Raw genomic sequence first — 579 nt, forward strand, 5'->3', positions numbered from 1 at the left:
TGCCAATGATGTCCGAGGTGTCTGCGTGAGGTATTTCCTTATCCTTTCCTTGCTCTGCCACCGTACTGTCCAATGACCGCCACAGCCCGGCAATATGTCTGAAGAAACGGATGAGCTTCATGTCCATGATGCGGTCATAGAACAGCAGAAACAGAAACCACACGTTGCAAGCAACCGATACGATTAAAAACGCCTTTGTCATAATCTTACTTTTTGGGCGTTTTCAATCTGTTCCATGTACTGCTGCCCGTATTGTCGGAAATGGTCGCGGAGGATGTTATCCACAAACTTGCCGATGCTCAAACCGTTTCCCATCCGACTGGTAACGATAGCGACTTTCTCATGAATTTCTCGGCTGATGTATATACATTGCCGCGTTTTGATTTCCGATGCTTGCAGGAAAGTCGAGAGCGGTTTGTCTCTGCCTTTATCCTTGCGGAAGTCAACGTCGGTATTTTCATGCCCGTAGTCGGTTACACACTTTGCTGCACGGACAGCGGTTCTTTCACTCTTTCCTGTTTGCAGATACTCAGCCTGACGGTTCTTATTTGTTCTTTTCATACTTCTTTGTTGTTTTTG

Annotated in this window: 1 protein-coding gene and 1 pseudogene; both read right to left on the reverse strand. The window is 46.5% G+C overall.

From position 1 onward, the window contains the following. Positions 1-202 (reverse strand): annotated as a pseudogene (locus tag N5O98_RS27400) (conjugal transfer protein TraD); the annotation flags it as partial. Next, positions 199-561: a DUF3408 domain-containing protein gene (locus N5O98_RS27405; protein WP_032595734.1), complete on the reverse strand. Its 363-nt coding sequence runs from the start codon at positions 559-561 to the stop codon at positions 199-201. The gene N5O98_RS27405 and the pseudogene N5O98_RS27400, both read right to left, overlap by 4 nt. Between the last annotated feature and the right edge of the window lie 18 nt (positions 562-579).

Source organism: Bacteroides sp. LFL-34, from assembly GCF_027257075.1.
In the GTDB taxonomy this organism is placed as follows: domain Bacteria; phylum Bacteroidota; class Bacteroidia; order Bacteroidales; family Bacteroidaceae; genus Bacteroides; species Bacteroides ovatus.

What these genes read in the sequence shown, in the direction of transcription:
- N5O98_RS27405 (WP_032595734.1), bottom strand. Translation starts at nt 561, where the DNA reads ATGAAAAGAACAAATAAGAACCGTCAGGCTGAGTATCTGCAAACAGGA.